Source organism: Streptomyces sp. NBC_01439 (assembly GCF_036227605.1).
Classification (GTDB): domain Bacteria; phylum Actinomycetota; class Actinomycetes; order Streptomycetales; family Streptomycetaceae; genus Streptomyces.
Window position 1 is genome coordinate 3,171,336 of record NZ_CP109487.1, and the last position, 24,407, is coordinate 3,195,742.

At 71.5% G+C, this 24,407-nt stretch carries 21 protein-coding genes; 5 read left to right on the forward strand and 16 right to left on the reverse strand.

The features are described 5' to 3' along the window. Positions 1-227 precede the first annotated feature (227 nt). The 4 genes from OG207_RS13570 to nsdA all read right to left on the reverse strand — a co-directional run bounded on the left by OG207_RS13570 (position 228) and on the right by nsdA (position 6,152). A complete protein-coding gene (locus OG207_RS13570) occupies positions 228-2,654 on the reverse strand; it encodes a [protein-PII] uridylyltransferase (protein WP_329098836.1) in 2,427 nt (808 codons plus the stop codon). A 17-nt stretch (positions 2,655-2,671) separates the two neighbouring features. Continuing rightward, the gene (locus OG207_RS13575; RefSeq protein ID WP_030009357.1) at positions 2,672-3,010 is read right to left on the reverse strand and encodes a P-II family nitrogen regulator; all 339 of its coding nucleotides are present in this window, start codon (positions 3,008-3,010) and stop codon (positions 2,672-2,674) included. After that, complete coding sequence (locus OG207_RS13580) at positions 3,007-4,350, reverse strand: ammonium transporter (protein WP_329098837.1); 1,344 nt, start codon at positions 4,348-4,350, stop codon at positions 3,007-3,009. Before OG207_RS13580 ends, OG207_RS13575 begins: the two co-directional genes overlap by 4 nt. Before the next feature lie 311 nt (positions 4,351-4,661). Further along, the gene (nsdA, locus tag OG207_RS13585; RefSeq protein ID WP_402695003.1) at positions 4,662-6,152 is read right to left on the reverse strand and encodes a transcriptional repressor NsdA; all 1,491 of its coding nucleotides are present in this window, start codon (positions 6,150-6,152) and stop codon (positions 4,662-4,664) included. A 420-nt stretch (positions 6,153-6,572) separates the two neighbouring features. Here nsdA and OG207_RS13590 point away from each other — a divergent pair, with 420 nt between their 5' ends. After that, positions 6,573-7,238, forward strand: a complete 666-nt coding sequence (locus OG207_RS13590; RefSeq protein ID WP_329098838.1) for a bifunctional DNA primase/polymerase — start codon at positions 6,573-6,575, stop codon at positions 7,236-7,238. A 91-nt stretch (positions 7,239-7,329) separates the two neighbouring features. Here OG207_RS13590 and ftsY read toward each other — a convergent pair whose 3' ends face one another. After that, positions 7,330-8,547, reverse strand: a complete 1,218-nt coding sequence (gene ftsY / locus OG207_RS13595; RefSeq protein WP_329098839.1) for a signal recognition particle-docking protein FtsY — start codon at positions 8,545-8,547, stop codon at positions 7,330-7,332. 144 nt (positions 8,548-8,691) lie between these two features. On the opposite strand from ftsY, the gene OG207_RS13600 reads away from it, so the two are divergent. Beyond that, on the forward strand, positions 8,692-10,164 hold the full coding sequence (locus OG207_RS13600) for a cytosine permease (RefSeq protein WP_329098840.1): 1,473 nt from the start codon (positions 8,692-8,694) through the stop codon (positions 10,162-10,164). Between the two features lie 63 nt (positions 10,165-10,227). Next, entirely contained in the window at positions 10,228-11,214 is a 987-nt protein-coding gene (locus OG207_RS13605; protein WP_329098841.1) for an LLM class flavin-dependent oxidoreductase, read from the forward strand. A gap of 41 nt (positions 11,215-11,255) precedes the next feature. Here OG207_RS13605 and OG207_RS13610 read toward each other — a convergent pair whose 3' ends face one another. The 4 genes from OG207_RS13610 to OG207_RS13625 all read right to left on the reverse strand — a co-directional run bounded on the left by OG207_RS13610 (position 11,256) and on the right by OG207_RS13625 (position 17,688). After that, positions 11,256-12,689 (reverse strand): sugar porter family MFS transporter, encoded by a 1,434-nt coding sequence (locus tag OG207_RS13610; protein WP_329098842.1) that lies wholly within the window; start codon positions 12,687-12,689, stop codon positions 11,256-11,258. 183 nt (positions 12,690-12,872) lie between these two features. Next, a complete protein-coding gene (locus OG207_RS13615) occupies positions 12,873-16,610 on the reverse strand; it encodes an AAA family ATPase (RefSeq protein ID WP_329098843.1) in 3,738 nt (1,245 codons plus the stop codon). 229 nt (positions 16,611-16,839) lie between these two features. Next, positions 16,840-17,058: a hypothetical protein gene (locus OG207_RS13620; protein ID WP_030012524.1), complete on the reverse strand. Its 219-nt coding sequence runs from the start codon at positions 17,056-17,058 to the stop codon at positions 16,840-16,842. A 348-nt stretch (positions 17,059-17,406) separates the two neighbouring features. Next, complete coding sequence (locus tag OG207_RS13625; protein WP_030012523.1) at positions 17,407-17,688, reverse strand: acylphosphatase; 282 nt, start codon at positions 17,686-17,688, stop codon at positions 17,407-17,409. Positions 17,689-17,824: 136 nt separating this feature from the next. Here OG207_RS13625 and OG207_RS13630 point away from each other — a divergent pair, with 136 nt between their 5' ends. Next, positions 17,825-18,802 carry a CAP domain-containing protein gene (locus OG207_RS13630; protein ID WP_329098844.1) on the forward strand — a complete coding sequence of 326 codons (978 nt, stop codon included), beginning with the start codon at positions 17,825-17,827 and terminating at the stop codon, positions 18,800-18,802. A 16-nt stretch (positions 18,803-18,818) separates the two neighbouring features. On the opposite strand, the gene OG207_RS13635 is transcribed toward OG207_RS13630, so the two are convergent. Further along, positions 18,819-19,430 (reverse strand): flavodoxin family protein, encoded by a 612-nt coding sequence (locus tag OG207_RS13635; RefSeq protein WP_329098845.1) that lies wholly within the window; start codon positions 19,428-19,430, stop codon positions 18,819-18,821. Positions 19,431-19,557: 127 nt separating this feature from the next. On the opposite strand from OG207_RS13635, the gene OG207_RS13640 reads away from it, so the two are divergent. After that, positions 19,558-19,962, forward strand: coding sequence for a winged helix-turn-helix transcriptional regulator (locus OG207_RS13640; protein WP_329098846.1), 405 nt, complete (start codon positions 19,558-19,560; stop codon positions 19,960-19,962). On the opposite strand, the gene mutM is transcribed toward OG207_RS13640, so the two are convergent. The 6 genes from mutM to coaD form a co-directional block, all read right to left on the reverse strand. Beyond that, positions 19,935-20,801 carry a bifunctional DNA-formamidopyrimidine glycosylase/DNA-(apurinic or apyrimidinic site) lyase gene (gene mutM, locus OG207_RS13645; protein ID WP_329098847.1) on the reverse strand — a complete coding sequence of 289 codons (867 nt, stop codon included), beginning with the start codon at positions 20,799-20,801 and terminating at the stop codon, positions 19,935-19,937. The genes OG207_RS13640 and mutM overlap by 28 nt on opposite strands. Before the next feature lie 115 nt (positions 20,802-20,916). Beyond that, positions 20,917-21,765, reverse strand: a complete 849-nt coding sequence (gene rnc, locus OG207_RS13650; protein ID WP_329098848.1) for a ribonuclease III — start codon at positions 21,763-21,765, stop codon at positions 20,917-20,919. A gap of 19 nt (positions 21,766-21,784) precedes the next feature. Beyond that, positions 21,785-21,958 (reverse strand): 50S ribosomal protein L32, encoded by a 174-nt coding sequence (gene rpmF, locus OG207_RS13655; RefSeq protein ID WP_003965982.1) that lies wholly within the window; start codon positions 21,956-21,958, stop codon positions 21,785-21,787. Positions 21,959-21,960: 2 nt separating this feature from the next. Further along, positions 21,961-22,629, reverse strand: coding sequence for a YceD family protein (locus OG207_RS13660; RefSeq protein WP_037713377.1), 669 nt, complete (start codon positions 22,627-22,629; stop codon positions 21,961-21,963). Between the two features lie 111 nt (positions 22,630-22,740). After that, positions 22,741-23,811 carry a cell division initiation protein gene (locus tag OG207_RS13665; protein WP_329098849.1) on the reverse strand — a complete coding sequence of 357 codons (1,071 nt, stop codon included), beginning with the start codon at positions 23,809-23,811 and terminating at the stop codon, positions 22,741-22,743. A gap of 103 nt (positions 23,812-23,914) precedes the next feature. Further along, the gene (gene coaD, locus OG207_RS13670; protein ID WP_329107606.1) at positions 23,915-24,394 is read right to left on the reverse strand and encodes a pantetheine-phosphate adenylyltransferase; all 480 of its coding nucleotides are present in this window, start codon (positions 24,392-24,394) and stop codon (positions 23,915-23,917) included. Positions 24,395-24,407: the final 13 nt, after the last annotated feature.

The following is a 24,407-nucleotide window of genomic DNA, read 5'->3' on the forward strand; positions in this document are numbered from 1 at the left end:
GTGGTCGCGATTCCTCGGGTCGGGGGCGTTGTGGTCGTCCCCCAGGGTATCGGGCCCTTCCCCCATCCGGGGACCTGCCTGCTCCTGGTGCGGGTCTGCCGCTGCGCGGAGCTTCTCCCCGCCCCGCCCTTTCACCGTTTCCCGGTGCTCCGCCCCGGACCCCGCGCCTCAATCGCCGGCGGGGCTGGATCTTCCAGCCCCGCCGGCGATTGAGGCGCCCCATCCGGCTACGCCAGGGCCGACGCCACCAGGCCGGCCAGGGCCGTCGCCTCCGCCGGGTCGAGGGGTTTGCCCTCGGGGGTGGTCACGTACAGCGTGTCCACCGCGTTCGCGCCCAGTGTGGAGACGTGCGCGCTGCGGACCCGAACCCCCCGGGACTCCAGCGCCCGGCCGATCCGGTGCAGCAGGCCCACCGCGTCCGGCGCGCGCACCTCCAGGACCGTGGCCAGGGAGGACACGTCCGGAACCACCGTGACCCGGGGCGGCGGCGGGACCACCCCGCGCCGGCGCGGATAGGCTGCCTCGCGGTCGGCAAGCTTCGCCGGGACGTCCAGCGAACCGTCCAGGGCGCGGACCAGGTCGGTACGGAGCCGGGCGGCCTGCGGCAGCGCGCCGTACTCCGCCGCCACCCGCCAGCGCAGTACCAGGACCTCGCCGAGGCGGTCCGGGAGCTCCATGGAGCGCAGGTCGGCCGCCCGTACCGTGAGCCGGTGCAGGGCCAGGACCCCGGCCACCGCCGGGAGGACCCCCGGCTGGTCGGGGACGGCGACGACGAGGTCCACGCCGACCGCGTCGTCCTCCTGGCGGGCCTGGAGCGCCAGGACCGGCTCCCCGGTGCGCAGGGCCTCCATCGCCAGGCGTTCCTGTTCGGTGCTCGGGATCTCCGGTTCTCCGGCCGCCGGGGCCGTGCCGCGCAGTACGGCGGCGACCCGCGCGACGAGGTCCGCCACGAGCGATCCCCGCCACGCGCTCCACGCCGCCGGCCCGGTGGCCAGGGCGTCCGCCTCGGTCAGGGCGTGCAGTATTTCCAGCGTGCCCACCGAGCCGACGGCGTCGGCGACCGCGCGGACCGTGGCCGGGTCGTCCAGGTCGCGCCGGGTGGCGGTGTCGATCAGCAGCAGGTGGTGGCGTACGAGCGCCCCGAGCACGGCGACGTCGTGCGGGTCGAAGCCGACGCGGGCGGCGACGTCGCGGGCGATGGTCTCGCCGGCCACCGAGTGGTCTCCCGGCCAGCCCTTGCCGATGTCGTGCAGGAGCGCGGCCATCAGCAGCAGGTCGGGGCGGCCGACCCGGCGGGTGAGGGAGGAAGCCCGCACCGCCGTCTCGATCAGGTGCCGGTCCACCGTCCAGGTGTGGACGGGATTGCGCTGGGGGCGGCAGCGCACCCGCTCCCAGTCCGGGAGCAACCGGCTGATCAGGCCCTCGGCTTCCAGGGCCTCCCACACGGCCACCATCGGCTCCCCCGCCCCCAGCAGGGTCAGCAGCTGCTCGCGGGCCTCGGCCGGCCAGGGCACCGGCAGCGGTTTCCCCTGCGCCGCGAGCCTGCGTACGGCGTGCAGGGAGACGGGCAGGCCCGCCTGCGCGGCGGCCGCGGCGAACCGCAGGGCGAGTACGGGATCGCGGTCGGGGCGCGCGGCCAGGGCCAGTACGGCCTCGCCGTCGGACTCCACCACGCCTTCGGCCAGGGGTGCCCGCGCGGCGGCCCGGTCCCCGCGGGTGCCGAGCAGTCCGCGCAGCCTGGGGCGGGCGGCGCGCGCCCGCAGAACGCGCCCGACCTCCCGCCAGGTCACGTCACCGGCGTAGGCGACGACGCGCGCGGCCTCGTACACCTCGCGCAGCAGCGCGTCCGCGTCGAGGAGTCCGAGCCGGGCCGCGACCTGGTCCTGTTCCTGGAGGGAGAGCCGGTCGGTGGCCCGGCCGGTGACCAGGTGCAGGGCGTCCCGGGCGTCCAGGAGCCGCCGCCGGGCCTCGGCGAGGCCCTCGCGCGGGGCGTCGGCCAGCCAGGACGCGGCGACCGCCCGCAACGCGGTGGCGTCGCGCAGGCCGCCGCGGGCCTCCTTGAGGTCGGGTTCGAGCAGGAAGCGCAGTTCCCCGGCCCGCTCGGCCCGCTCGCGGCACAGGGAGTGCAGTTCCGGGAGCCTCGTGGCCGCCTGGTTGCGCCAGTCGGCCAGTACGGAGGTGCGCAGGCCGGCGAGGAGTCCGGCGTCGCCGGCGACGGTGCGGGCGTCCAGTAGGCCGAGGTGCACCTTGAGGTCCTCGGCCGCGGTCCGGCGGGCCTCGCCGGGGGTCCGTACCGAGTGGTCAAGGGCGAGGCCGAGGTCCCAGACCGGGTACCAGAGGCGGTCGGCCAGCGCGCCCAGTGCCCGCGGATCGGTCTTGCCGTCGTGCAGCAGCACCAGGTCGAGGTCGCTGCGCGGGGAGAGTTCGGCGCGCCCGTAGCCGCCGACGGCCACCAGCGTGGCGCCGCGGACCCCCGTCTCCCGTACGGCGGTCGTGAACAGGTCGTTCAGCCATGCGTCGGTCAGCCCGGCCAGGGCGGAACGGCGCGAAGGCCCGGACTGCGACTCCTCCTGGAGGAGTCGCAGCCGGGCCGCGGCGTATCCGCTGGCTCCCGGGTCGGCCGTGTGGTCCGTGTTCTCTTCGACGCTCGTCACCCGGGAGCTCCCGTCACCTAGAGCGCGTCAGCGCCGCGCTCGCCGGTGCGGACCCGTACGACCGAGTCCACGGGGACGCTCCACACCTTGCCGTCACCGATCTTTCCGGTGGCCGCCGCGCTGACGATCACCCGGATCAGTTCCTCGGCGTCGGAGTCGTCGACCAGTACCTCGATGCGGATCTTGGGGACGAGGTCGACCTGGTACTCGGCGCCGCGGTAGACCTCGGTGTGGCCGCGCTGGCGGCCGTAGCCGCTGGCCTCGGTGACGGTCAGTCCCTGCACTCCGAAGGCCTGGAGGGCTTCCTTGATCTCGTCCAGCTTGTGCGGCTTGACGATCGCGGTGATCAGCTTCATGCGTCAACCTTCTTGCTCGCGGCGGAGGGGGCGGGTGCGATGGGGGTCCGCGAGGCGGCTCCGCCGCCGGCTCCGCTGAAGTCGTAGGCCGTCTCGGCGTGCTCGACCTGGTCGATACCGGCGACCTCGTCGTCCTCGGACACCCGCATCCCGATCGTCTTGTCGAGGAGGAGGGCGAGGAGCGCCGATGCCACCAGAGAGTAGGCGAGGACGGCGAAGACTCCGACGGCCTGCTTGCCGAGCTGTTCCAGACCGCCGCCGTAGAAGAGGCCGGCCACGTCGGACTGGACCCCGCCGGTGGCGAAGAGGCCGACGAGCAGGGAGCCGACCACGCCGCCGACGAGGTGGACGCCGATCACGTCGAGCGAGTCGTCGTAGCCGAACTTGTACTTGAGGCCGACGGCCATGGCGCAGAGCAGACCGGCGATGACACCGATGGCGATCGCGCCGAGCGGGCTGACCGCACCGCCCGAGGGGGTGATGGCGACGAGGCCGGCGACCGCGCCGGAGGCGGCGCCCAGGGTGGTGAAGGAGCCGTGGCGCAGCTTCTCGTAGCCGAGCCAGGCGAGCATGGCGGCGGCGGTGGCGACCTGGGTGTTGACGAACATGACCGCGCCGACGCCGTCGTCGTTGCCGAGCCAGGAGCCCGCGTTGAAGCCGAACCAGCCGAACCACAGGAGGCCGGCGCCGAGCATCACGAGGGGGAGGCTGTGCGGGCGCATCGGGTCCTTCTTGAAGCCGACGCGCTTGCCGATGACGAGGATCACGCCGAGGGCGGCGGCGCCGGCGTTGATGTGGACGGCGGTGCCGCCCGCGAAGTCGATGACGCCGAGCTCGAAGAGCCAGCCGCCGGCGCCCCAGACCCAGTGGGCGACGGGGAAGTAGACGACGGTGACCCACAGGGCGGTGAACAGGACCCAGGCGCCGAACTTCACTCGGTCGGCCAGGGCACCGCTGATCAGGGCGGGGGTGATGATGGCGAACATCAGCTGGAAGACGGCGAAGACGTAGACCGGGATCGTGTAGCCGTCCCACAGCTCGGTGATCCCGATGCCGCTGAGGCCGACGTAGTCGGAGTTCCAGCCGATGAGGGAGCCGGAGTCGGTGCCGAAGGCGAGGCTGAAGCCGTAGAGGACCCACAGGATCGTGACGATCCCGAGGCTGATGAAGCTCATCATCAGCATGTTGAGGCTGCTCTTGACGCGGACCATGCCTCCGTAGAAGAAGGCGAGTCCCGGGGTCATCAGCATGACCAGGGCGGAGCAGATGAGCATGAACCCGGTGTTCGCGGCAGACAGCGTCGGGGCGTCTGCTGCGAGGGTCGTGATGGCTGATGCCATCGGCGTCTCCTCGTCGTCGGTACGTTCGCGTGCGGGCGATCGTGAAAACCTGAGCGGCGTAAAAGGGGTGTCCGGCCGGGCTGGGGAGGCTGGCCGGTTAATGACCCCGAGATTCGCGCAGGCCGGTTTCCGGCGGCGCCGCTCGGTGTTTCGCGCCCGTGACGAAGAGGGCGGGCGTGTTACGCGTCAATGAACAGGTGGATCACGAAAGCCGGCCGCGGCAGTACCCGGATGTCCTGGCTGGGGGAGCCTGATCGGGCTTCACGGGGTGACTGCCGCGGCCGGGGCCTCGGGGGTGGCCGCGCGGGCCGTCAGACGGCCTCCGCGGCTTCGGGGAGCCGGGAAGCGAGGTGGTCGGTGAGCCGGACCACCTCGGCGACGTCGCCGTACTCACGGGCGGCGGTGTCTACGGTCTTGCGCAGGCGGGTGTTCACCCGTTCGGACCGCACCTTTCCCGCCACGTCGAGGGCCCGGTCGACGAGGGCCACGGCCTGCTCGGGCTCGCGCTGGAGCAGGTGGACGGTGGCCATGCCGATGAGGTTGAGGGCGTAGGAGCGCTGGTGCACCTCGTCCTTCTCGAAGAGTTCGACGGCCCGTTCCATGACGGGCTCGGCGAGGGAGGCGTACATGGGGCTGCGCCCGGCCACATAGGCCAGGTCCCGGTACGAGTGGGAGTTCTCGCCGTACAGCTCGGCCTGGGAGAAGAAGCGGATCCAGTCGGGTTCGGGCTCGCCCGCGAAGCCGACGTCGGAGAAGGTGTCCTCGGCCATCCGCACGGCCCGCTTGCAGCGGCTGGGCTGACCCATGTTGGCGTACGCGCGGGCCTCCATCGCATACAGCATGGCCTGGGTGCGCGGGCCGGCGCAGTCGCGGCTGCCGTACTGCGCGAGGTGGATGAGTTCCAGGGCGTCCTCGGGGCGGCCCAGGTGGATCATCTGGCGGCTCATGCTGGAGAGGATGTACGAGCCGAGCGGCTTGTCGCCGCCCTCCTTGGCGGCGTGCAGGGCGAGCACGAAGTACTTCTGCGCGGTGGGGTGCAGACCGATGTCGTAGCTCATCCAGCCGGCCAGTTCGGCCAGTTCGGCGGCGACCTTGAAGAGCCGCTTCATGACCGGGGCGGGGTGGTTCTCCTGGAGCAGGTCGGTGACCTCGTGGAGCTGGCCCACGACGGCCTTGCGGCGGAGTCCGCCGCCGCACTGGGCGTCCCACTGGCGGAACATGACGGTGGTGGCGTCGAGGAGGTCGAGTTCCGGTGCGGAGAGCCGGGGCGGGCGGTGGCCGCCGAGGGCGCCCGTCGGCCCCGCCCCGCGCGGGCCCGGGTCGGCGGCCGGTGCCGGGACGAGCCAGCGCTGCATGGGCTCGATGAGGGCGGGGCCGGCGGAGAGGGCGAGCGAGGTCCCGAGGAAGCCGCGGCGCGCCAGCATCAGGTCGCTGCGGGAGAACTCGCCGAGCAGTTCGACGGTCTGCGGGCCGGCCCAGGGCAGGTCGACCCCGGAGACGGAGGGGGTCTGGTGGGCGGTGCGCAGGCCGAGCTGCTCGATGGCGACGACGGAGCCGAAGCGCTCGGAGAACAGCTCGGACAGGATGCGCGGGACGGGTTCGCGCGGCTGTTCGCCGTCGAGCCAGCGACGCACCCGGGAGGTGTCCGTGCTGATGTGGTGGGCACCCATCTGGCGCGCCCGGCGGTTGACTTGCCGGGCGAGTTCGCCCTTGGACCAGCCGCTGCGGACGAACCACGAGGTCAGCTGTTCGTTGCGCGCAGCAGCATCCTCGATCGTTCCGCTTGCGCCGTTGCCGCTCACTGGAACGCCCCCATCCGCTCAGCATCTTCCACACGAAACCTTGGCCGGGACGCCGGGCGCCACCATGGACCTTCACAGGTCCTTCACATATTGCCTTCGGCATACCCACGGATGGGTCGCCTTCGGTTTCGCGTACCGAAAGTAATCCTACGATCACCCCTGCGGCGAGGTTGATTCCAGAAACGCCACCATTCGCCACCCCTTCGAATGAACTAGCCACCGGCCAGGCGCGATTCACTTGACACCGAGGTGAAAGCGGATCCGTTGGACTGGAGTGCGCTCGGGGCGCGCGCGGCGAGGAGTGCGCCGGGTGGCATCGGAGAACACCCCGCGGCGGGACGGCGGGCAGAGGTTCCGCCGAGGTCGTCGCACCGGCTTCGTAACCACCGGCACGTCCGACCCGTTGGAGGGGGCATGGGCATGGGCTTCACGATCGGCGGCAGCCGCAGCACCAAGGAGTTCCGCTCCGGCACCCGGCGCCGCGGCCGTACCTCGGAGTGCACGGCGGTGGCGGAGTACACCGGGCTGTGGGGTTGGGACGTGGTCCCCGGCGCCCGCGCTGCGGCCCCCGCCCGCGACTGCTCCTGCGGGGACAGGACGTGCCCCGAACCCGGGGCGCATCCCCTGGCCTTCGCCCCCACGGTCCCGGCCGGGGCCACTCTGGACGAGGTCACCGAGGCCTGGAGCGAGTACCCGGGCGCCGTACTGCTCCCCGTGGGCCGCGTCTTCGACGTCATCGAGGTCTCCGAGGAGGCCGGGCGGCGCGCGCTGGTGCGGCTGGAGCGGATGGGCCTGCCGCTCGGCCCGGTCATCGCTACCGCCGACGGCCGGGCGCAGTTCTTCGTGGCCCCGGGAGCGGCTGTCGAACTGCCGCAGTTGCTGTACCGGATGGGCTGGGACGACGCCGATCTCGACCTGCGGGCCCTGGGCCACGGCGCGTTCGTGACGGCCCCGCCCTCCGACCGCGCCGGGCTCGGTCAGGTCGGCTGGCTGCGGCCGCCCGCGCTCGACTGTGCCGGTGGCCCGCCGCAGGCCAGGCTGCTGCTGGGGACCCTCGCGTACATCTGCCACCGCTTCCGGCGGTAGTCGCGCTCCGGAAGCACACCGGAGCCACGCATGACGGTGCCCCCGCGTTCCGGTGGAACGCGGGGGCACCGGTGTCCGTGCGGGACGGCGGTCAGTCGCCGATCAGGGCGTCCACGAACGCCTCCGGCTCGAAGGGCGCCAGGTCGTCCGGACCCTCGCCGAGGCCGATGAGCTTGACCGGTACGCCCAGTTCGCGCTGGACGGCGACGACGATGCCGCCCTTGGCCGTGCCGTCGAGCTTGGTCAGCACGATGCCGGTGATGTCCACGACCTCGGCGAAGACGCGGGCCTGGGTCAGGCCGTTCTGCCCGGTGGTGGCGTCCAGGACCAGCAGGATCTCGTCCAGCGGACCGTGCTTCTCCACGACGCGCTTGACCTTGCCGAGCTCGTCCATCAGGCCGGTCTTGGTGTGCAGACGGCCCGCGGTGTCGATGAGCACCACGTCGGCGCCCTCGGCGATGCCCTCCTTGACCGCGTCGTAGGCGATCGAGGCCGGGTCACCGCCCTCGGGGCCGCGCACGGTACGGGCGCCGACGCGCTCGCCCCAGGTCTGCAGCTGGTCGGCGGCGGCGGCGCGGAAGGTGTCGGCCGCGCCGAGCACCACGCTGCGGCCGTCGGCGACGAGCACCCGGGCCAGCTTGCCGGTGGTGGTGGTCTTGCCGGTGCCGTTGACACCGACGACCATGATCACGCCCGGGGTGTCCTCGCCGCTCTCCGTCTTCACGACGCGGTCGAAGTCGGTGCCGACCAAGGTCAGCAGCTCCTCCTTGAGCAGGGCGCGCAGGTCCGCCGGGGTTCGGGTGCCGAGCACCTTGACCCGCTCGCGGAGCCGGTCCACGAGCTCCTGGGTCGGCACGACACCGACGTCGGCGACGAGGAGGGTCTCCTCGATCTCCTCCCAGGTGTCCTCGTCGAGGTGCTCCCGGGAGAGCAGCGTGAGCAGCCCCTTGCCGAGGGAGTTCTGCGACCGGGCCAGGCGGGCGCGCAGCCGGATCAGGCGGCCGGCGGTGGGCGCGGGCACCTCGATCTCGGGCGCGGCCGGAGCCGCGGGCACGGGTTCGGCTACCGGTGCCGGGGCCGGAGCTGCGGCCTCCGGGAGTCCGACCTCCTCGATCGTGCGGCGCGGCTCTTCCGCCGTCTCTACGGCGTCCTCCCCCACCTGCGGCTCGGCAGGCGGGGCAGTGATGGTCGGCGTGCTCGGCGGTGCCGGCGGCGGCAGCTGCTTCTTCTTGCGGCTGCTGACCACGAGCCCGCTGATCACACCGACCGCAACCAGGGCGATGACTACAGCAAGGATGAGGATGTCCATAACCCCACCAGTATCGGACACGGCCACCCCGGAGCCGGGAACCTGCGCGCGCGGACCGGGACGTAAGCCGTGGTTTGTGGTTTTAGCAGCAAATCCGTGATGATGAACGACTTCCCCTCATAACCTCCCCAACGGAGCAATCGCATGCCTGCCGAGCCCGCCGACGGCGCAGCCGAAACCGCGATCGAGACCCGCGGTCTGGAACCCGTCCCGGACAGCGAGCGCGGCGGCCGGGTCCGCGAGCTCGTACCCACCTGGGTCGCCGCCAACATCAGCGTGCTGCTGCTGACCATGGGCGCGGGTTTGGTGATCTTCAACAAGCTCAACATCTGGCAGGTGCTCGTCGTCGCGGTCGCCGCACCGGTCCTCTCGTACGGGATCGTCGGCCTGATATCCATCGCGGGCAAGCGCGGCGGCGCCCCCGGCATGGCCCTGTCGCGGGCGGTGTTCGGGCAGCGCGGCAACCTCTTCCCGGGCGCCCTGATCTGGGTGGCCCGCTGGGGCTGGGAGACCATCAACGCGGTCAGCGGCGCCTATGCCGTACTGACCGTGCTCGACCTGCTGTTCGGGGTCCGCAGCAGCACCCCGCTCATCGTCGTCACCCTGCTGTTCTTCGTGGGCTGCACCTTCGTGGTCTCGGGCCTCGGCATCAACGCCCTGCGCGTCTGCTCCACGTGGTCGACGTACCTCTTCGGCGCGTTCAGCGTGCTCGTCCTCGGGTACCTGGTCTTCACCACCGACTGGTCCGCCGTCTTCGACAAGCCGGCCGGCTCCAGCGCGATGATGATCGCCGGCATCGGTACGATCGCGGCCGGCGGCATCAGCTGGGTGCCCTCGGGACCCGACTTCACCCGCTACCTGCCGCGCACCGCCTCCTCCAAGGGCATGGTCGGCGCGACGATCGGCGGCGCCGGCGTGGTCGTGCTCCCGATGGTCCTGATGGGCGCGGTGATGGCCGTCGGGACTCCGGACCTGGCCACGGCCCAGGATCCGGTGTCCTTCATCGGCGAGCTGCTCCCGACCTGGATCGCGGTCCCGTACCTGCTCATCGCACTCGTCGGCATGCTGCTGATCAACTCGATGTCGATGTACTCGGCCGGGTTCACCGCGCAGACCCTGGGCATCAAGGTCCCGCGGGCCGCGGCCGTCAGCGTCAATGCGATCATCAGCCTGGTCTTCGGGTTCCTGCTGATGGTGGTCGCCACCAGCTTCTTCGGCTCGTTCATCTCCTTCCTGACCCTGCTGGCCGTGGCGTTCTCCGCCTGGATCGGCGTCTTCGGCGTGGACATGCTGCACCGCACGACCTACGACGGCCCCGCGCTGCTGGACACCACGCGGACCAGCGCCTACTGGTACAAGGGCGGCTTCGCCTGGCAGGCGATGACCGCCTGGGCCCTCGCCCTCGTCGTGGGCCTGCTGTTCACCAAGGTGGACTGGTTCGCCGGACCGCTCGCCTCCACCTGGATCGGAGAGAACGGCCTGGGCTGGGCGGCGGGCATCCTCACCTCGGCCGCGCTGTACGCCGTACTGCCGCGCACGACGCCGGTGGAGCCGGTGGAGGCGGTGGAGCCGGCCGCGGCCGGGGAGCACGAGCCCGCCGGATCCCTGTCCAACTGACGCCACGTCAGCTAACGTCCCCCTTCGCCCGCCCACCCACATCCGGCGAAGGGGGACTCATCCATGCCCATCACCGTGGCCCGGTTCAATCTCGTCGACCCGAACGGCACCCCCGAGTCGCTCTCCGCCCGCTACAAGGCGGCGCTGGAGATGGCCCGGTACGCGGACGACCGCGGGATCGACACCGTCCAGACCGAGGAGCACCACGGCACCGACAACAACTGGCTGCCCTCCCCCTTCGCCTTCGCGGGCGCGGTCTTCGGCGCGACGCGCCGGATCGCGGTCACCGTCTCGGCGATCATCGGCCCGCTGTACGACCCGCTGAAGGTCGCCGAGGACATCGCCGTCCTCGACCTCCTGAGCGGCGGCCGCCTGGTGACGGTGGCGGGCATCGGCTACCGGCCCGAGGAGTACGAGCAGCACGGCGTGGAGTGGGGCCGGCGCGGCCGGCTCCAGGACGAGCTGCTGGAGACCCTGCTGAAGGCGTGGACCGGCGAGCCCTTCGAGTTCCGCGGCCGTACGGTACGGGTCACCCCGACACCGTTCACCCGGCCGCACCCGCTGCTGCTGGTCGGCGGCAGCTCCGAGGCCGCGGCCCGCCGCGCCGCCCGACTGGGGCTGCCCTTCTTCCCCAGCGCGCACCTGCCGGAGCTCGCGGCGTACTACACCGCGCGGCTGGCGGAGTACGGCACGGAGGGCTTCTGCATGATGCCGGCGGCCGAGACCCCGCTGCTGCACGTCGCGGAGGACCCGGACCGGGTCTGGGCGGAGCACGGCGGGCGCTTCCTGCACGAGGCGGGCACGTACGCGTCCTGGCAGTCCAAGGACATCCGCAGCGCCGTACGGTCGACCGCGCGCTCGGTGGCGGAGCTGCGCGCGGAGGGCGTGTACCGCGTCCTCACCCCGGACGAGGCGGTCGCGTACGGCCGGGCCGCGGGCGAGGCGGGGAACCTGGTCCTGCACCCGCTGTGCGGCGGGATGCCGCTGGACGAGGGCTGGCGGAGCCTGCACCTGCTCTGCGAACAGGTACTGCCCCGGCTCAAGGACTGAGCCGGGGCAGCATCGAGGAGAAGGGGCGTTGGCGGGGGTGGTTACCCCATCTCCTCCAGCGCCTTGCCCTTGGTCTCCGGCACCCACTTGAGGATGAACGGGATCGAGAGCAGAGCGAAGAACGTGTAGATCATGTAGGCGCCCGAGAGGTTCCAGTCCGAGAGCGACGGGAACGTGACGGTGATGGCCCAGTTGGCGATCCACTGGGCCGCCGCGGCCACACCGAGGGCGGCGGCGCGGATGCGGCCGGGGAACATCTCGCCCAGCAGCACCCAGACCACCACGCCCCAGGAGAGGGCGAAGAAGAGGACGAAGAGGTTGGCCGCGACCAGGGCGGTGATGCCCTGCGCGTGCGGCAGCGTGATGTCGTCGCCGACCCCGGACTTGTACGAGAACGCCCAGGCCGCCGTCCCCAGCGACAGTGCCATGCCCACGGAGCCGATGAGGGCGAGCGGCTTGCGGCCGAGCCGGTCCACGAAGATCATCGCGATGACCGTACCGATGATGTTCACGACCGAGGTCTCGAACGAGTACAGGAACGAGGAGCTCGCGTCGATGCCGACCGACTGCCACAGCGAGGAGCTGTAGTAGAAGATCACATTGATGCCGACCAGCTGCTGGAAGACGGAGAGGCCGATGCCGACCCAGACGATGGGCAGGAATCCGAAGCGGCCGCCGAGCAGGTCCTTGAAGGTGGACTTCACCTCGGAGCGCATGGAGTGGTCGATCTCGCGGATGCGGGCGTCGGCGTCGATGCCGGAGCCCTCGACCTCGCGCAGGACCTCCTTGGCCTTCTCCGTGCGGCCGACCGATACGAGGAAGCGCGGGGACTCCGGGATGACGAAGGACAGCAGGCCGTAGAGCACGGCCGGCACGACCATCACGCCGAGCATCCACTGCCAGGCCTCGAGTCCGCCGATTTCACCGCGCTGGTCACCGCCCGCGAGGTTAAGGATCGCCCAGTTGACCAGCTGCGAGACGGCGATGCCGATGACGATGGCCGCCTGCTGGAAGGAGGCGAGCCGGCCGCGGTAGGCGGGCGGGGAGACCTCGGCGATGTAGGCGGGGCCGATGACGGAGGCCATGCCGATGCCGAAGCCGCCGATCACCCGCCACATGGCGAGGTCCCAGAGGGCGAACGGGAGGGCCGAACCGATGGCGCTCGCGGTGAACAGGACGGACGCGATCTGCATGCAGCGGATACGGCCGATCCGGTCGGCGAGGCGGCCCGCGGTGGCGGCTCCGATGGCGCAGCCGATCAGCGCCGCGGCGATCACCTGGGCGAGCGCGGCCGAGCCGACGTCGAAGCGGTCGCGGATGGCGACGACCGCGCCGTTGATGACGGAACTGTCGTACCCGAAGAGGAAGCCGCCCATCGCCGCGGCCGCGGCGATGAAGATGACGTGGCCGAGGTGCTCGGGCTGGGGCGAGGATCCGCCGCCCGGCGCCGAGGCCCGCGATGTGCTGCTGGTCAAGGTGTGCTCCGTGGGTTTTTTGTCCGTCCTCACAGTGGCGCACAGTTCAAGATCGGGCACCACTCGAAGCCGGGAGACAGCGGAGTGAGCCTATGCGTTCAGCTTCTGAAGTCAATACTTGGCGTGAAACTCACATGTCCGGGAGATTGCCGCCATTGAATTCACTTCTTGAAAGTACGGGTCTCAACGCAGCCGCTGGCTGATGACCTTGGAGACCCCGTCCCCCTGCATCGAGACGCCGTAGAGCGCGTCCGCGACCTCCATCGTCCGCTTCTGGTGGGTGATGACGATCAGCTGGGAGCTCTCCTGCAGCTCCTCCATGATCCGGATGAGCCGCTGCAGATTGGTGTCGTCGAGCGCGGCCTCGACCTCGTCCATCACGTAGAACGGGCTGGGGCGCGCCTTGAAGATGGACACCAGCAGGGCCACGGCGGTCAGCGAGCGCTCGCCGCCCGAGAGCAGCGACAGCCGCTTGACCTTCTTGCCCGGCGGACGGGCCTCGACGTCGATGCCGGTGGTGAGCATGTTGTCGGGGTCGGTGAGGATCAGTCGGCCCTCGCCGCCGGGGAACAGGCGCGAGAACACCCCCTCGAACTCCCGGGCCGTATCCCGGTAGGCCTCGGTGAAGACCTGCTCGACGCGCTGGTCGACCTCCTTCACGACTTGAAGGAGATCGGCCCTCGTCTTACGGAGATCCTCCAGCTGCTCGCTGAGGAACTGGTGGCGCTCCTCCAACGCCGCGAACTCCTCCAGCGCGAGCGGGTTGACCTTGCCGAGCTGCTGGTAGGCGCGCTCGGCGGCCTTGAGCCGCTTCTCCTGTTGCGCCCGCACGAAGGGCCCGGGCCGGTTGCGCGGATCCTGTGGGTCCTCCGGCAGCACCTCGCCCTCGGCGGCCGGGGACGGGGGAACCGGCTGGTCGGGGCCGTACTCCGCGACCAGCCCGGCGGCGGCCATGCCGTACTCCTCCAGCGACTTGGCTTCCAGCGCCTCGATGCGCAGCCGCTGCTCGGCCCCGAGCACCTCGCCGCGGTGGACCGAGTCGGTGAGCTTGTCCAGCTCCCCCTTCAGCTCCCGGCCGCGGTTGCGCGCCTCGCCGAGCTCCCGCTCGGCGAGTCCCTTCGCCCGTTCGGCCGCCACCCGCTCCTCGTCGGCCCTGCCGAGCGACACCTCCACGTGCGCGAGGAGCTGCCGGGACCCGTCGGCCACCGCGCGGGCCACCTCCGCCTCGTGGCGCAGCCGGGCCCGGCGCCGCTCGGCGCGGGTCCGGGTCTCGCGTTCCGAACGGGCCGCCCGGTCGAGCGAATCCGCCCGTCCGGCCAGCCCCTTGACCCGCTCTTCAAGGGTCCTCAGCTGCAGCCGGGCCTCCATCTCGGTCTGCCGGGCATTGGCGCCGTCGGCCGCGAGCCGGTCCCGCCCGGAACCGTCCGGCTCCTCGTCCACCGGCACCTCCTCGGCGGTCGCGAGCTGCTCCGCGCACTCCTCCACCTCGGCCAGAGCCTGCTCCAGGGCGTCCTGGGCCCGGGCCGCGGCGGCGGCGCTGCGTTCGGCCTCGCCCGCGGCGCCCTTCGCCTGCCCGGCGAGCCGCCCGAGCTGCTGGGCCACCCCGGCCCGGGCCGCTTCCGCGGCGCGCCGCCGCTCGGCGAGCTCGTCCACCAGGACGACCGCGTCCTGGCGGCGCGTGTGGGCGGCCGCCCGGGCCTCGGTGAGCTCCTCACACCGCACGCCCAACCGGGTCAGCTCGCCCGCGGCCTCGTCGACGGCCGCCTGCACTTCGATCAGGCTGGGCGCCCCGGCGGAGCCGCCGTGCGCGAGGTGCGTCCCGAGCACATCGCCGTCGAGGGTCACGGCCACCGCGTCGGGCCGCTCCGCGACCAGCGCCTCGGCCTCGTCGAGGGTCCCGACCACGACGTGGTCCCGCAGCACCCACTCCACGGCCCGCCGCACCTGCGCGTCCCCGCCGACCAGCCCCGCGGCGGAGACGGGGGCGCTTGCCGGTCCGCCGCCCTCGAGCTGCTCCGGAGTCGATGCCGATGCCGGGGCGGACGCACCCACGTTCGCCGGCAGCTGCGGTGCGCGTGCGTGGGAGGGCAGATCTCCGTCCCGGGAGGGTGCCGGGTGGGGGACCCCGCCCCCGGATCCCGCTCCGCCGGCCCTGTCAGCAGCTTCGGCCGCGGGTCCGGCCGCGGCCTGGCCCGGGAAGGCGGGTGCCACCGGGGCGATCAGCAGGGTGGCGCGGCCCGCGTCCGCCTCGCGGAGGTGGCGGATCGCCTCGGCCGCCGCGCCCGGTGAGGCCACCGCCAGCGCGTCCGCGGCCGAGCCCAGTGCGGCGGCGACGGCGACCTCATAGCCCGGGGTCACCGACAGCCGCTGCGCCGCTGGTCCCAGCAGCCCCGCCAGCCGCTCCCGCGCCGCGAGCAGTGCGCCCGTACCGTCCTTGCGGCGCAGTCCCAGCGCCAGGGCGTCCCGGCGCGCCGAGACGGCCGCCCGGGAGCGTTCCGCCCCGGACAGCTCCTCCCGGGCAGCGGACAGTTCCGCCTCCGCCCGCGCCAGCCCCTCCCGTGCGCTCTCGTGGTCCGTGTCGGCCGACGGGTCGTCGAGCCCGCCGACCTCCTCGGCCAGCGCCTCGTACTCTTCCTGCGCGGCGGCGGCCCGGGTCTGCGCCGCGTCCCTCGCCGCGACGAGCCGGTCGATCTCGGCCTGCGCCGCTCCCGCACGGGAGCGGGCCGCGCCCAGCCGCCCGGTCAGCCGGGCCAGTCCCTCGCGCCGGTCGGCGACGGCCCGCGCGGCGTCCCGCAGTCGGCGTTCCTCCTCGGCCAGCGCCCGCTCCAGCTCCGCCCGGTGCTCGGCCGTGTCCTCCAGCGCCCGCGAGGCCGCTTCCAGAGCCGCCGTCAGTTCCGCCTCCTGCTCGCGGATCCGTGCGGCCTCCCGCTCCAACTCCTCGGGGTCGCGGCCGCGCCGTTCCTCCTCGGCCGGCGCCGAGGCGCTCTTGACCCGCGCGTCCGCCAAGGAGGCGGTCCCCCGGACGCGTTCGGCGAGCTGCGACAGCTCGTACCAGGTCTGCTGCGCCCGCTGCAGCCGCGGCACGAGCTCCCGTACCGCCTCCTCCAGCTCCGCCTCGCGCCGCACGGCGCCCGCGAGCTGGGCCTCGGCGGCCTCCTTGCGCTCCTTGAGCGCCGCCTCGTCCGCGATCTCGGCGTCGAGGGCGCGCCGCAGTACGACCAGGTCGTCGGCGAGCAGCCGCAGCCGCGCGTCGCGCAGGTCCGCCTGGATCACGGCCGCGCGCCGGGCGACCGCCGCCTGCCGTCCCAGGGGCTTGAGCTGGCGCCGCAGCTCGTCGCCCAGGTCCTGGACGCGCGCGAGATTGGCCTGCATCGCGTCCAGCTTCCGCAGCGCCTTCTCCTTGCGCTTGCGGTGCTTGAGCACGCCGGCCGCCTCCTCGATGAAGGCGCGGCGGCCCATGGGATCGGCGTGCAGTACGGAGTCCAGCTGGCCCTGCCCGACGATGACGTGCATCTCGCGGCCGATGCCGGAGTCGGAGAGCAGTTCCTGGATGTCGAGCAGGCGGCAGGTGTCGCCGTTGATCTGGTATTCGCTGCTGCCGCCGCGGAACATGATCCGGGTGATGGTGACTTCGGCGTAGTCGATGGGCAGCGCGCCGTCGGAGTTGTCGATCGTCAGGGACACCTCCGCCCGTCCGAGCGGCGGACGCCCGGTGGTCCCGGCGAAGATGACGTCTTCCATCTTCCCGCCGCGCAGGGACTTGGCCCCCTGTTCCCCCATGACCCAGGACAGCGCGTCCACCACATTGGACTTGCCGGAACCGTTCGGGCCCACGACGCAGGTGATTCCGGGCTCGAAGCGCAGGGTGGTGACGGACGCGAAGGATTTGAAGCCACGCAGGGTCAGGGACTTGAGGTGCACGCCGCCGGACTCTACCTTTCGCGTTCGGTTTCACCCATGAAGGTCGTGGGCACGACTGACGCCAATGGGATCAGGCCCCCCACCTGGCCCTGTGGTCCGTGGCGCAACGGTCGGGGAACGCGGGCGGGGAACGCGGGCGGGGAAAGGGGACGGGGAAAGAAAGAAGGGACGCCGAAGCGTCCCTTGCAGATCATGCGGGGCTGGAGTCGAGCGACGAGTGGAGCGCGGGTCAGGTGAGCGCAGGCTCCGCCTGGGGTACGTCGATGTCGATGCTGCCGAGCAGCGAGTCTCCGTCGTGCTGAGCGGCGGCCGCGTTCAGCGCGTCATTTTCGGACTGAATCCGTACGAGCTCGGACTCGAGGTCCTGGACGCGCTGCTGAAGCCGTCGCATCTCGGCGAGGAGTCGCGGGTCGGAACCGCCGACGTAACCGAGAAGCGCCTTTGCCATGATGGATGGTCCTCCACACTGAGTGACCGACCGAAGCGGTGTGGGTCGTGAGGGAATCGCACCCGCGGATGTCCGGCAGCGACTGACAGTCACTGCGCTTACTACTGCCAACACTGCCAAACAGCTCAGGTGCGCGGGGCTTCCAGCGTCTCACCAAAAAGTTTGACGGTCAACACGATCACGCCCCGTATCGGCGGGCGCCCCGGTCCCCGCAAGGGTCGTGGAGATCATCCTTACCTTCGAGCCTTCCACGGATCTCCTCCGTCGGCAACGCGTCGATGACGAATCCGCAGTTCCGGCCGTGTGCGGACGATCAGAGATGTGATGAGTGCATGATCAGCCGATCGGTCATCGCATCCCGAATCCGTCGTAGCCACCGCGCGGTGTGCCCCAGATCTCTGTCACTCCGTCCACCCGGCCGGGCGTGTCGGAGGAGCGCAACCAGTCGAGCAGCCGGTGGCAATTCTCACGTTGACCTTCGGCGACCACCTGCACTCGCCCGTCGTCGAGGTTGAGCGCGAAGCCGACGACCCCGCCGATCTCCAAGGCGTTCTCCCTGGTGAACCAGCGGAAGCCCACTCCCTGCACACGGCCCCGCACCCAGGCGGTCAGACGGACGTCTTCGTTCATGCGTGAACGCTAACCGGGCGAGCACTTTCGGGACACATCGCCCCCCTGGCCCCATGGCGTACAGTCGCGCAGCAATGAACTCACCCATTTGGGTGGGTAAGGGATGATCTTCACCCGGCAAGGAAGGCACGCTCCGATGGGCCGTCACCGTCTCCCCGCCGCGCCGCACAACGGCGGCAAGCGCGGCACCGCCCTGCGCACCGGCCTGCTGGGCGTTTCGGTGGCCGTCGCCCTCGGCACCGCGGCCGTCACCACCGGCATGGTGCCGGTCGGCGGCTCGTTCCCCTACGTGGGTGTCAGCGGTACGGATGCCCCCGCCCCGGAAGCCAGGGCCAAGGCCTCGACCGACCCCGACACGGCGCTGCACCAGCAGAACGGCCTCGTGAACCTGTCCGGCCGCACCTCCGCCGGCACCGGATCGGGCAGCCCGTCCCCGAAGCCGTCGATCCCGACCTCCCCGTCGGCGTCCGCTTCCCCGAGCGCCTCGCCGAGCGGCTCCCCGAGCGCCTCCCCCTCTCCGTCGGCGACGCCGTCCGCCGCACCGAGCTCTTCCCCGTCGGCGACGCCGGCCCCGTCCACCAAGGCCCCGTCCGCGAAGGCCCCGCGCACGAGCCCGGCCGCGCCCGCCGTGCCGGCCGCGCCGACGGCCCCGGCACCCACCACGAGCCGGGCCCCGACACCGGCACCGGCGCCGTCGAAGTCGACGACCCACGAGCCCCGCCCGCCGCTGGACGGCCACTCCGCGGAGGAGGCCGCCGTCGTCGACCTGGTGAACCAGGAGCGCGCGCTGGCCGGGTGCGGCCCGGTCCGGGCCAATCCGCCGCTCGCGTCGTTGGCCGGAGCCTTCAGCCTGGACATGGCCACCCGGGGCTTCTTCAGTCACGAGGACCCCGAAGGCAACACTCCGTGGGACCGCGCCACCAAGGCCGGCATCTCGGGCCTCGGCGGCGAGAACATAGCCCGCGGCCAGGGCGACGCCGAGGCCGCGATGAAGGCCTGGATGAACAGCCCGGACCACAAGGCGAACATCCTCAACTGCGAGTTCCGCACCCTGGGCGTCGGTGTCCACGTCGCTGCCGGCGGCCCCTGGTGGACCCAGGACTTCGGCTTCTGAGTCGAGCCCGCGGGGCTCAGACCGCGGCGGCCGCCAGGGCCGCGCGGCCCGCGATGACGATGCGGGTCTGCTCGGTGACGCGGCGGCCGAGGTGCTCGGCGGTCGCGATGTCGGCCTTGTGGACCGCGTCCGCGCCCTCGTCGGAGTTGGTCTGGGCGGCGGCGCCGGCGAAGAAGCCGAGACGGTTCAGGTCGTTCTCGGAGGCCGTGCTGGAGTTCCAGCCCGGCTTCAGACCCAGGTTGACCCAGCTCATGCCGTGCTGCGCGGCCAGGATCTGGAAGAACTGCAGGGTGTGCAGCTTGTCGCCGCTCTTGGACGCGGAGTTCGTGAAGCCGGCCGCCAGCTTGTCCTGCCACGTGTCGCCGAACCAGCGCTTCGAGGAGGCCTCGGCGAAGACGTGGAAGGCGCCGGAGGCGGTGCCCATGTACGTCGGGGATCCGAAGACGATCGCGTCGGAGGCGTCGAGCAGCTCCCACTGGGCGTCGTCGATCTCGTCGACCTTGATCAGGTGAACGGTCGCCCCGGCTTCCGCGGCGCCGCTGCGAACCGCCTCGGCGACGACGGCGGTGTGGCCGTAGCCGGAGTGGTAGGCGATCGAGACGACGGGGGTGTGCGTGATTGCGGACAAGGCTGATCTCTCCCTCGGGAAAACTCTCGTCGCGGCACAGGGCGTGGTGCGACGAGAGAAAGAAAACCACTAACTTTTAGAAAGCGCAACCCTCGAGTTAGCGCTGCCGGGGAGTACGCTGATCCGCATGGAGAACCCCGCCTGTACCGAAGCCGCCGAGATGGAGCAACCGTTCGACGTCTTCGCGCGCGCCTGCCCGTCCCGGGAAACGCTCGAACACGTCACCGGCCGCTGGGGCAGCCTCACCGTGGGCGCCCTGCGCGAAGGCCCTTGCCGCTTCAACGAGCTGCGCCGCCGGGTGGAGGGCGTGAGCGAGAAGATGCTCTCCCAGACCCTGCACGCACTGGAGCGCGACGGCATCGTCCACCGCGAGGCGCAGCCCACGAACCCGCCGCGCGTCGACTACGAACTGACCCCCCTCGGCGTCGAGGTCGCGGACCGGCTGCTCGCGCTCATCCACTGCCTGGAGGGGAACATGCCGGCGGTACTGGGTGCCCGGCAGTCCTACGACGCCACGCGCGGCGGCCGCTGACAGCGCGGGCAGAAGTAGCTCGACCGGTTCATCCACGGCCGGCGCCGTATCGGCGTGCCGCAGCGCCGGCAGGGTTCGTCCTCGCGCCCGTAGGCATCGAGCGAACGGTCGAAGTAGCCCGACTCCCCGTTCACGTTGACGTAGAGGCTGTCGAAGCTGGTGCCACCGACCGCGAGGGCGGCGTTCATGACGTCCCGGGCATGGCCGAGGAGTTCCGCGCTCCGCGGGCGCGTGAGCCCCGAGGTCGGGCGTTCGTAGTGCAGCTTGGCGCGCCACAGCGCCTCGTCCGCGTAGATGTTGCCGACCCCGCTGATGAGGGACTGGTCCAGTAGCGCCCGCTTGACGGTGGTCCGCTTGGCGCGCAGCGCGAGGTGGTAGGCGCCCTCGTCGAACAACGGGTCCAGGGGGTCGCGCGCGATGTGCGCGATCACGTCGGGCAGTCCGTCGGTGCTGTCGGCGGCTACCTCGTGCAGCGAGAGGCCGCCGAAGGTCCGCTGGTCCACGAAGCGCAGCTCCGTCCCGGCGTCGTCGAAGCGCACCCGGATCCGCAGGTGCTTCTCGTCGGGGGCGTCCTGCGGCTGCACCAGCAGCTGCCCGCTCATCCCGAGGTGCCCGAGCACGGACAGGTCGCGGCCCTCCAGCGGCAGCCACAGGTACTTCCCGCGCCGCTGCGCCACCCCGAAGGTCTCCCCGCACAGGCGCGCCGCGAAGTCGGCCCCGCCGCCCGGATGGCGCCGGACGGCCCGCGGATGCAGGATCTCGACGGCCTCGACGGTCCGCCCCGCCACCCAGCGCTCCAGCCCCCGCCGCACGACTTCGACTTCGGGCAACTCGGGCACGGGGCACCTCCGGTGGGAGTGGATCTGACGCTCCCGGCGAGCGTACCGGCCGCCGGAAACGACAACCGCCCGCCCCTGCGAGGCAGGAGCGGGCGGGTACGTCCCGAAGAAAGGGTCAGGCGTCCGGTGCCGAGTCGGCGGGCGACGGCACCCCGCCGTTCTCGTTCCCGGCCGCAGCCGGGACCCCGGCCGGACCGGCGGTCGCGGCGGCCGCCGCAGCCGCGGTCCGCTCGTCCGCGGCGGCACGGATTCCGCGCCATGCGGACTCCGCGGCCTGCTGTTCCGCTTCCTTCTTGCTGCGGCCGGTGCCGGTGCCGTACGAGACACCACCGACGCGAGCGGCAGCAGTAAAGGTCTTCTCGTGGTCCGGACCGGTCTCGGAGACCAGGTACTCGGGCACGCCAAGGCCTTCGGCCGCCGTGAGTTCCTGGAGACTGGTCTTCCAGTCCAGGCCGGCCCCGAGGTTCGAGGACTTCTCGATGAGCGGGTCGAAGAGCCGGTGGACCAGCTCCGAGGCCGCGTCGAGGCCCTGATCGAGATAGACCGCGCCGATCACCGCTTCAAGGGTGTCGGCGAGGATGGAGGCCTTGTCCCGGCCTCCCGTGCCCTCTTCGCCCCGGCCGAGCCGGATGAAGGAGCCGAGTTCGAGGCCGCGTCCGACCTCCGCCAGTGCGCGCGAGTTGACCACCGCGGCCCGAAGCTTGGCCAGCTGGCCTTCGGGGAGATCCGGGTGGGTCGTGTACAGCGTGTCCGTGACCACCAGGCCCAGCACGGAGTCCCCGAGGAACTCCAGGCGTTCGTTGGTGGGCAGACCGCCGTTCTCGTACGCGTACGAGCGGTGGGTCAGCGCACGCACCAGAAGGGCGGACTCGAGTTGATACCCGAGCCGCCCTTCCAGAAGCGTGTGGGACGAGGCCGCGTTGTTACTGTCTGCCTGCTTCTCAGCGTTGGACAGCTCAGACATTGCGCCTCTCACCAGCCGCTCAGACCTCGAGGACCTGGCGCTTGTTGTAGGTGCCGCAGCTCGGGCACGCAATGTGCTGGAGCTTCGGCTCCTGGCAACGCTCGCACGAAACCAGGGTGGGGACCGCAGCCTTCCACTGCGACCGGCGGTGGCGCGTGTTGCTGCGCGACATCTTCCGCTTCGGAACAGCCACGGCTACTTCTCCTGCTTCTCGGCGGCGCCCTGAACTCCGTCAGAGGCAGTGCCGCTCATGTTGTCCTTCTCGCCGTCCTGATCGGTCACGACGAGTCCTTGCAATGCCGCCCAACGGATGTCGACGGCGTCATGGTGGTGGTCCGGGTCGTCGTTCAGGCTGAGCCCGCAATCGGGGCACAGTCCGAGACAGTCCTCCCGGCACACCGGCTGCATGGGCAGTGCGAGCACCACCACATCCCGCAGCACGGGTTCGAGGTCGAACAAACCGTCCTCGAGGAAGAGCGTGTCCTCGTCGTCCTCGGCGTCGTCGGCCGGTTCCGCCTTGGAGCGGCTCCGGTCGTCGGCGTCAGGGTACGAGAACATCTCCTGGAAGTCCGCCTTGAGCTCGCGCTCGACGGACTCCAGACACCTTACGCACTCCCCCACGGCCGATGCACGGGCGGTGCCTGTGACAAGCACCCCTTCCATGACCGACTCCAGGCGGAGGTTGAGCTTCACCGGGGCGCCTTCCGGCACTCCGATGACGCCGACGAGACCGAAGTCCGCCGGTGCCGCGATCTCACGGGACAGCCGCTGCATGGCACCAGGACGCCGGCCCAGCTCGTGCGTGTCGAACACGAGGGGGTTGCGGTGGTCGAGGCGGGTATTCAGGGCCGTTCCTGCTTTCACAGATCGCTGAAGATCAAAGATTCCGCCGCACTAGGGCAGCATGGATCGCGGTGCATACGCGCGACCGAACAGCCAGGATACCCGCAGCGGCGCCCAGCGCCCAATCCGGCCCTAGCGCCCCTGTTCGTACTGGCGCAGCTGGTCCAGGTTGATCATGCTCGTGTCGAAGAGGCTGGTCTCGTCGAGCGAGGGCTGCTGGGCCTGGGCCTGGGGTTGGTACGCGGCATAGGGGTCGGGCTGCTGCGCGTCGTAGTGCGCGGCGTAGGCCGCTCCGCCGGAGCCGCCGCCCGCGGTGGAGTACGGGTCCGGCTGCTGCTGGTAGCCGCCGTACGGGTCCTGGTAGGCGTAGGCGTCCTGCTGCTGGGTGGCGGGCTGGGCGGGCTGCTGGTAGCCGTACGTGTCGTACACGGGCTCCGCCTGCGCCGGGATCGGCGCCTGCGCGCGCAGCGGCTCCGGCTCCGCCAGGCCCGCCAGGAAGTCCGAGTCGCTCGCCGAGCGGGATTGCGGTCCGCCCACCGCGTCCTGGGCGGCCATGTGCACGCCCAGGTCGTCCGTCGGGACCCGACCCAGGAGCTTCTGCCGGCCGCGGCCCACGGCCTCCAGGGTCTTGGAGAGCACCGCCTCGAAGGTCGCCAGCTTGGTGTCCACGTAGGCGTCCGCCTGCTGTCGCTGCGTCTCGGGGTCGTGGCTGCGCTCGGGCGCCTCCATGTCCGGGTAGCCGTGCTCGTCCAGCCCCGGGCCGCGGCCCAGGAGCTTCTCCCGACCCCGGTCCACCGAACCGATGGTCTTGGCCAGCACGACTTCGAAGTTCGCGAGCTTGCTGTCGACGTAGTCGTCGGCCTCGGCCCGGATCTCCTCGGCCTCCCGGCGGGCCTCCTCCAGGATCCGGTCCGCCTCGGCCTGCGAGCGCCGCGCGACTTCGGTGTCGGAGATCAGCGAACCGCGCTGGTTGTGGGCCGCGTCGATGATCCGCCCCGCCTCCCGGCGGGCCTCCTCGACCATCTGCTCGCGGCCGCCGATGAGCTCCTGGGCCTGTGCGAGCGAGCCGGGCAGCGCCTGGCGCACCTCTTCGAGCTGCTCCAGGAGCTCGGCGCGGTTGATCACGCAGGAGGCCGACATGGGCATGGACCGGGCGCCGCCGACGGCCGCGACGATCTCGTCGAGCTTCTTCTGCACGTCCATGGGGGCTCGCACTCTCTCGGCCTCAGGCGGTTCCTGAGACGGACGGGACGACTGTACGGCCACCGGGCGGGCCCCCGACACCGCCTGATGCGCCGTCAGGCGGTCAGCGGTCGCGCAGCCGCTCCCGGAGCGCCGAGTGGACGTTCGCCGGCAGCAGGTGGGCGACGTCGCCGCCCCAGGCCGCGACCTCCTTGACCAGCGAGGAGGACAGGAAGCTGTAGGTGGGGATGGTCGGGACGAACAGCGTGTCGACTCCCGCCAGGCCCATGTTCATCTGGGCCATCTGGAGCTCGTAGTCGAAGTCGCTGACCGCGCGCAGGCCCTTGACGATGGCCGGGATGTCCCGCTGCTTGCAGAAGTCGACGAGCAGTCCGCGGAAGGCCTCGACCTCGATATTGCCGTACTCGGCCGTCGCCTCGCGGATCAGCTCGATCCGCTCCTCGACCGTGAACAGGCCCTGCTTCGAGTCGTTGATCCCCACGGCGACGTACACGACGTCGTACAGCCTGGAGGCGCGTCCGATGACGTCGAGGTGTCCGTTGTGGATGGGGTCGAAGGACCCCGGACAGACGGCGCGGCGCAACTGAACTCCCTCG

What these genes read in the sequence shown, in the direction of transcription:
- OG207_RS13575 (WP_030009357.1), bottom strand. Translation starts at nt 3,010, where the DNA reads ATGAAGCTGATCACCGCGATCGTCAAGCCGCACAAGCTGGACGAGATC.
- OG207_RS13580 (WP_329098837.1), bottom strand. Translation starts at nt 4,350, where the DNA reads ATGGCATCAGCCATCACGACCCTCGCAGCAGACGCCCCGACGCTGTCT.
- OG207_RS13590 (WP_329098838.1), top strand. Translation starts at nt 6,573, where the DNA reads ATGGGCTTCACGATCGGCGGCAGCCGCAGCACCAAGGAGTTCCGCTCC.
- ftsY (WP_329098839.1), bottom strand. Translation starts at nt 8,547, where the DNA reads ATGGACATCCTCATCCTTGCTGTAGTCATCGCCCTGGTTGCGGTCGGT.
- OG207_RS13600 (WP_329098840.1), top strand. Translation starts at nt 8,692, where the DNA reads ATGCCTGCCGAGCCCGCCGACGGCGCAGCCGAAACCGCGATCGAGACC.
- OG207_RS13605 (WP_329098841.1), top strand. Translation starts at nt 10,228, where the DNA reads ATGCCCATCACCGTGGCCCGGTTCAATCTCGTCGACCCGAACGGCACC.
- OG207_RS13620 (WP_030012524.1), bottom strand. Translation starts at nt 17,058, where the DNA reads ATGGCAAAGGCGCTTCTCGGTTACGTCGGCGGTTCCGACCCGCGACTC.
- OG207_RS13625 (WP_030012523.1), bottom strand. Translation starts at nt 17,688, where the DNA reads ATGAACGAAGACGTCCGTCTGACCGCCTGGGTGCGGGGCCGTGTGCAG.
- OG207_RS13630 (WP_329098844.1), top strand. Translation starts at nt 17,825, where the DNA reads ATGGGCCGTCACCGTCTCCCCGCCGCGCCGCACAACGGCGGCAAGCGC.
- OG207_RS13640 (WP_329098846.1), top strand. Translation starts at nt 19,558, where the DNA reads ATGGAGAACCCCGCCTGTACCGAAGCCGCCGAGATGGAGCAACCGTTC.
- rnc (WP_329098848.1), bottom strand. Translation starts at nt 21,765, where the DNA reads ATGTCTGAGCTGTCCAACGCTGAGAAGCAGGCAGACAGTAACAACGCG.
- OG207_RS13665 (WP_329098849.1), bottom strand. Translation starts at nt 23,811, where the DNA reads ATGGACGTGCAGAAGAAGCTCGACGAGATCGTCGCGGCCGTCGGCGGC.